Below are 6,617 nucleotides of genomic sequence, written 5' to 3' on the forward strand. Positions count from 1 at the left end.
CTGTCGGGGGCGAGCGGCGTCATCTATGGTATCCGGCTGCTGGAGGTGTTGCAGGCGCTGCCGGAGGTGGAGACGCATCTGGTGATGAGCGCAGCCGCGGCGACGACCATCCCTCTGGAGACGGATTACACGCCCGAGGAAGTGCGCGCGCTCGCGACAGTGGACTACCGCCACAAGGACATCGCCGCGGCCATCTCCTCCGGCTCCTTCCGCACCGATGGGATGATCGTTCTGCCCTGCTCGATGAAGACGCTGTCGAGCATCGCCTACTCGTTCAGCGACAACCTGCTGTCGCGCGCGGCCGACGTGGTGCTGAAGGAGCGCCGCACGCTCATCCTCTGCCCGCGCGAAACACCGCTGCACCTCGGTCACCTGCGGGCGATGGCGCTGGCGGCCGAATTGGGGGCGTTCATCGTACCGCCGATGCCCGCCTTCTACCACCGGCCGCAAACGGTTGATGACATCATCAACCAGACGGTCAACCGGGTACTCGATCTGGTAGACATAACGTTGCCGGAAGACTTGTTCCGGCGCTGGGCGGGCGGGCGCGAGGCGCATGAGCGCTGAGGCGCGCCAGCGGGCGCTGGCCTACGTGGCCGGCCACCACGTCATGACGCTGGCGACGCACGGCCCGCTGGGGTTGTGGGCGGCGGCGGTGTTCTACGCCGACGAGGGCTTCCGGCTCTACTTCCTATCGGCCGGCCACACGCGCCACGCCCAGAACTTCGCCGCGTCGCCGCGGGTAGCCGCGACCATCCAGGAGGATTATGCCGACTGGCCGGCCATCCGTGGCATCCAGCTAGAGGGAACCGTCTACCAACTGGCCGGCGTGGAGCGCGAGGCGGCCATCGACCGCTATCGGGCGAAGTACCCTTTTCTGGCGGAGGCCGCTCCCTCCATTACCGCCGCGCTGGCGCGCGTGAACTGGTACTGCCTGACGCCGGAACGGCTCTACCTCATCGACAACAGCCGCGGCTTCGGCTACCGGGACGAGATCACGGAGTTGTAGGTCTAGCCTGATTGAGAAGAAGAATGGCTACTGATTTTGAAGGAAAAGACGGATTCATAAATCCGTTTCTTCCGTCAAAATCCGTAGCCGTTTCTTTTCTTCAGCCCGCCGCGGGTGCGTCAATCCGGGCGTCGTCCAGGCGGGTCAGCAGTTGGCGCAGATAGGGGACGTAGCTGACCTGCTCGTAGATAGCCAGGGCGGCTTCCTGCAGATCGAACGGTTCGGTCAGGGCGCGGATAGCGTCGAGGTAGGTCATGTCGCAGCGGACAACGCTCTCCTGAAACATCTTGTCCCCCTCGACGGCCAGCAGCACCGGCGCGGTCGCCAATGTCTTGCCCTTCAGCGTGCGAATGACGCCGGCGCGCCGGGCCAGGACGAGCATGGCATTGATCATGTTGCGCGACGCCTCGCCCTCCACCTCGGCCGGGTGGCGCACTGCCAGCCGGTCGACCAGCTCGCGCCATTCGATATTATCTTCCTTCTGCAACTCCTCGATGATCTCTTTGATGACGATCAGGCGCAGGCGCGGCGGGACCACGCGCAGCTTTTGCTTCTTCAGGGCGCTGCGGTAGCGCCGGTGAAGCTCGGGGCCGGCGGGCTGACCGGGCGTGCGGCGGATGTAGGTCGTCGTGCCGTCCTTCTCCAGCGTGATGCGCTTGGCATGGCGGGCCAGGAACTTGCTGAAGGAAGTGTCTGAATACTGGAAGCGGCCGAACTGCCCGCCGCTTAACTCAATCATGCGTTCCTTGACCACGCTGGCGCGCACGCGCTCATCGTTGGCGAGCAGGCTGTCCACCGCCTTGGCCAGCAACGTCTCCGCCTCCGGCTCGGTCAGCGGCGGCGCGGGCAGCAGGTCTTCGTAGTAGACGTACTCGTCGCACAGGCTCATCAGGCTCTCGCTGGTGGTGTGCTTCAGCCCGATGCCGATGACATGCTTGCCGCGGCGGCGCAAAGCGTGGATGAGGGGCAGGAAGTCGCGGTCGCCGGTGATGAGGACGTAGGTGCTGTACTCCTGGCCGTCGACGAGGGTATCCATCGTATCGACGACCATGTACATGTCGATGAGGTTCTTGCCGAAGTTATTCAGGGGCACGGCGGCCTGCATGGTGAAGCCGGCTGTAGCGAGATCCTTCATCAGCTTTTGATCCTGCCGCAGATTGCCGGAGTAGGCGCGGCGCAGGACAACGCGCCCGCCGGTGCGCTGCTTCACAGCGTCGACGATGAGGCCGACGTCGAAGTTCAGATTGGCGTCGCGGGCGCCAATCACCAAATTGTCCAAGTCTAGGAAAACGGCGACGTCATGGGCCATGAATCTATCCCCCGTGTGGCCGCGAAGAGGCACGCGGATGGCAGAATATCAGTACGGTCGAACATGTAGATGGCCTTCGATTCTAGCGGATTTGAGTGAACTCGCAATGACAAAGCGCGTTGGGTATGTCTGGGATTGTTTCCCGTGGAACATAATATGGCGGTGTTGTTTCCCGTGAAACAATTGGCGTGTCTCACCGAACCTGCTACCATGCGCTAGATGTCCGATCCCACCCCTATTTGTGACTACGAAGGCTCCGACTACCGCGCGCGCTTCTGGCAAAATCAGGGGCGCGACTATGAAGACCAGGTCGAGCGCGTCGCCCTGCGCCGCCTGATGCCGCCAGCGGGCGCGACACTACTCGACATCGGCGCGGGTTTTGGTCGCCTGGCCGACGAGTATGGCGGCTACGAGCGCGTCGTCCTCTTTGACTACTCCCGCTCGCTGCTGCGCGAGGCCCAGGCGCACCTGCGCGACGACCCCCGCTTCACCTACGTCGCCGGCAACTGGTACCACATGCCCTTCGCCGATGGGCTGTTCGCCACGCTGGTGCAGGTGCGCACCCTCCACCACGCCGCCGACGCGCCGGCGCTCTTTCGCGAATTGGCCCGCGTGGCCCGGCCCGACGCTGCCTACATCCTGGAGTTCGCCAGCAAGCACAACCTGAAGGCCATGCTGCGCTACTGGCTGCGCCGGCAAGCGTGGTCGCCATTTGACGAGCGGCCGGTCGAATTCGTCGAGCTTAACTTCGACTTCCATCCCCGCTGGATCCGCGAGCAGTTGGCCCTGGCCGGCTTCGCGCCGGAGGAGATGCTGACCACCTCGCACTTTCGCTTCGCGCCCCTGAAGCGCATCACGCCCACGTCGCTGTTGGTCGCCGCTGACAGCGCCATCCAGCGCACCGGGGCGCGCTGGCAGCTGACGCCCAGCGTCTTCGTCCGCAGCCGGCTTGCCCGACCGACCGCGCTCCCGCTGCCCGGCGCGTTTTTCGCCTGCCCGACCTGCCACCTGACGCTAGGGCAGCCGGTGGATGGGCTGCTGGTCTGCGCCAACCCGGCTTGCGGCCGCCGCTGGCGCGTCGAGGATGGGTTGTATGACTTCAAGGAACCCGTTTGATCGCCCCTCGCTCAACAAGTGGCTGGCCCTGCCGGTAACGCTGGCCGCCGGAACGCTGGGCGCGACCGTAGCGCTGCGCCGTCTCATGCGCCGCCCCGTGCCCCGGCCTAGCGGGCGCGTCACGCTCGACGGCCTGCGCGCGCCAGTGGAGATCATCCGCGACGAATGGGGCGTGCCCCACATCTACGCCGCCGACGAGCACGACCTGTTCTTCGGCCAGGGCTACACCCAGGCGCAGGACCGGCTGTTTCAGATGGACTTGAACCGGCGGCTGGGGCTGGGGCGACTGGCGGAGCTTACCGGGCCGCTGGGCGTGCCGTTCGACAAGTTCGCTCGTTATCTGGCCTGGCCGCGCGCTGCCCAGGCCCAGGTGGACGACGGCGACGAGACGACGCGGGCCGCCATCGACGCCTACGCCGCCGGCGTCAACGCCTTCGTCGCCACCCAGCCGCTGCCGGCCGAGTTCAAGCTGCTGGCGACCCGCCCGGAGCCATGGGACGCGCTGGCGACGAGCGCCTGGGGAACAGTGCTGGCCTGGGGGTTGTCGTGCAATTGGGAGACGGAGTTGCTGCGCGCCTGGCTGCTGGAGGCGTTGGGGCCGGAGCGGGCGGCCGACCTGACGCCCGTCTACGGCGACGACTACGCCACGACACTGCCCGATGAGCGCGTCGGCCGCCGGCTGGCCGAAGGGCTGCTGAGCGCGTTCCACGAGACCATCGCCTGCGGGCCGGTCGGCGTGCCATTAGTGGGCCAGGGGCTGGGAAGCAATAACTGGGTCGTCAGCGGCGCGCGCACGACCAGCGGCCGGCCGCATCTGGCCAACGATCCCCATCTGCCGCCCGTCTTCCCGACCATCTGGTACGCCTGCCACCTGGTGGGCGGCCCCTACGACGTGGCCGGCTTCACGCTGCCCGGCGTACCCGGTATCATCATCGGCCACAACGCCCATTGCGCCTGGGGCATCACCAACGCTTTCCCTGACGTGCAGGATGTCTACGTGGAGCGCTTTGCCCCCGATGACCCGACGCGCTACGAGGTGAACGGCCAATGGGTGGTCGCTGACGTCAGGGAGGAAACGATCCGCGTCCGCGGCGCGCGCAGTATCCAGTTGACCTTGCGTACGACGCGCCACGGCCCGGTCTTCTCCGACATCTTGCCCGGCCACCACGCCGATCTGTCCTACAACTGGACGATGTTCCAACCCGGCAGCCATCTGCGGGCCGTGCTGGCCACCAACCGGGCGACGGATTGGCCGTCCTTCCACGAGGCGCTGCGCCACTGGTCGTTCCCCAGCCAGAACGTGGTCTACGCCGACACGAGCGGGCTGATCGCCTACATGATGCCCGGCCGCGTGCCCCGGCGGCGCAAGGGGGATGGCCTGACGCCCGCGCCCGGTTGGGTGGATGACTTCGAGTGGGACGGCTTTATCCCGTTCGAGGAACTTCCACTTTATGTCAATCCACCGGAGGGGTACGTGGCGACGGCCAACAACTGCATCGCCGGCGACAACTACCCCTACCTGCTGACCGGCGAGTGGCTGTCCGACTACCGCGTGCGCCGCATCCGCGAACTGCTGGCCGAGCGGCCGGCGCTGACGCTGGACGACCACCGGCGCATCCAGAACGAGTCAGTCTCTCTGATGGCCCGGCGCTTCCTGGCCGCCGCACTGCCGGCCATAGCCGCGCCGGACGAGCCTCCCCTGCGTAACGCGCTGGAACAACTGGCAGCCTGGGATGACGACATGGCCGAGGACAGCGTACCGGCCACGCTCTACTTCGGCTGGCTGGTGCACTTCACCCGCGCCGCTGTGGCCCAGGCGGTCGGCCAGGAGCGAGCCGAGACGCTGCTGGCCAAAGGGGAGCAGATCGGCTTTCCCTTCATGCCGTTCTACGAGATCGCCTACGAGCTGGCGCTGTGGTGGCTGGAAGGCTCAGGCGGCGGCGATGGGTTGCCGGAGTGGGTCGGCGACGTGCGACCGCTGCTGTTGCCGGCGTTGCGCGAGACGCTGGACGCGCTGCGGCGCGAACTGGGGCGTGATCCAGCGGGCTGGGTCTGGGGGCGCGTCCACCGCGTCTCGTTCCAGCACGAGATGACGCGGCTGCCGGGCATCGGCCGCCTGTGGAAGCCAGTGACCATCCCCGCCGCCGGCGACGGCTACACCATCAACCAGAGCGATCTGACACCCCACTTCCCGCCCGACCCGGCGACGATCATCGCCAGTTGCCGGCTGATCATGGACGTGGGCGCGTGGGATGACTGCCTGGGAGCGCTGCCCGGCGGCCAGTCAGGCCACCCGGCCAGCCCGCACTACCAGGATCGCATCGCCGAGTGGCGCGCCGGAGAGTACTTCCCGCTGCTCTACTCACGCGAGCGGGTCGTCGCCGCCAGCCGGGGGACGTGGTGGTTGGAGCCATCGTAAGAGCTCACGCAAAGGGCGCAAAGGAGCAAAGAACGCAAAAAAGATATGTTCTTGCTTGGCGTTCTTTGCCTCCTTTGCGCTCTTTGCGTGAGATTTCCCCCACCTTGGTTTAGAATAGCCCTCCAATGAGCAAACACACCTTCCTGCGTCTCATGCGCGCCATCGCCCGCTTCATCCTGCGCGTCATCGCCCGGATCGAGATCATCGGCAATATCGATTATCAGACCGGCGGCTTCATCATCACCGCCAATCACGTCGGCCGGCTGGAGGCGTTCCTGGTCATCCTGCTGGCCGACCGGGACGACATCATCCTTATCCTGGCCGAGAAGTACAAGGCCTACGCTTTCTGGCGCTACGTGGCCGAGAAGGTGGATGCCATTTGGATCAACCGCTTCGACGCCGACTTCGGCGCGTTGCGGGTGGTGCTGAAGCGGCTGCAGAACGGCGAGGTGCTGGCCGTGGCCCCGGAGGGCACGCGCAGCCCGACCGAGGCGCTACTGCCCGGCCGGCCCGGCGCGGCCTATCTGGCGGCCAAGACCGGCCTGCCCATCATCCCCATCGGCATTGTTGGCACCGAGGATCGCGTGGTCAAGCAGCGGCTGAAGCGCTTGCGCCGGCTGGACATCACGATTCGCGTCGGGCAGCCCTACTGCCTGCCGCCGCTGCCCCGGCGCGACCGCGACGAGTGGCTGCAAGAGCAGACGGACGAGATCATGTGCCAGATCGCCGCCCTGCTGCCGCCCGACCACCGCGGCGTCTACGCC

6 protein-coding genes are annotated in these 6,617 nt (G+C 66.4%); 5 read left to right on the forward strand and 1 reads right to left on the reverse strand.

The genetic code is table 11. The features are described from left to right. On the forward strand, positions 1–567 hold a 567-nt coding region (locus ACE3UY_RS02880), incomplete at its 5' end, for a UbiX family flavin prenyltransferase (protein ID WP_374686046.1). Further along, complete coding sequence (locus ACE3UY_RS02885; protein WP_374686047.1) at positions 557–1,009, forward strand: pyridoxamine 5'-phosphate oxidase family protein; 453 nt, start codon at positions 557–559, stop codon at positions 1,007–1,009. The genes ACE3UY_RS02880 and ACE3UY_RS02885, both read left to right, overlap by 11 nt. Before the next feature lie 100 nt (positions 1,010–1,109). Here ACE3UY_RS02885 and ACE3UY_RS02890 read toward each other — a convergent pair whose 3' ends face one another. Beyond that, positions 1,110–2,318 carry an NYN domain-containing protein gene (locus tag ACE3UY_RS02890; RefSeq protein WP_374686048.1) on the reverse strand — a complete coding sequence of 403 codons (1,209 nt, stop codon included), beginning with the start codon at positions 2,316–2,318 and terminating at the stop codon, positions 1,110–1,112. Between the two features lie 219 nt (positions 2,319–2,537). Between ACE3UY_RS02890 and ACE3UY_RS02895 the strand changes: the two genes are divergently transcribed. The 3 genes from ACE3UY_RS02895 to ACE3UY_RS02905 all read left to right on the forward strand — a co-directional run. Then, the gene (locus tag ACE3UY_RS02895) at positions 2,538–3,434 is read left to right on the forward strand and encodes a class I SAM-dependent methyltransferase (protein ID WP_374686049.1); all 897 of its coding nucleotides are present in this window, start codon (positions 2,538–2,540) and stop codon (positions 3,432–3,434) included. Continuing rightward, positions 3,412–5,853 (forward strand): penicillin acylase family protein, encoded by a 2,442-nt coding sequence (locus ACE3UY_RS02900; RefSeq protein WP_374686050.1) that lies wholly within the window; start codon positions 3,412–3,414, stop codon positions 5,851–5,853. Before ACE3UY_RS02895 ends, ACE3UY_RS02900 begins: the two co-directional genes overlap by 23 nt. A 125-nt stretch (positions 5,854–5,978) precedes the next feature. Beyond that, positions 5,979–6,617 (forward strand): lysophospholipid acyltransferase family protein (locus ACE3UY_RS02905; protein ID WP_374686051.1); only part of this gene is annotated, 639 nt, incomplete at its 3' end.

Origin of the sequence: Promineifilum sp. (SeqCode) (assembly GCF_041918635.1) — a bacterium.
Taxonomy (GTDB): domain Bacteria; phylum Chloroflexota; class Anaerolineae; order Promineifilales; family Promineifilaceae; genus Promineifilum.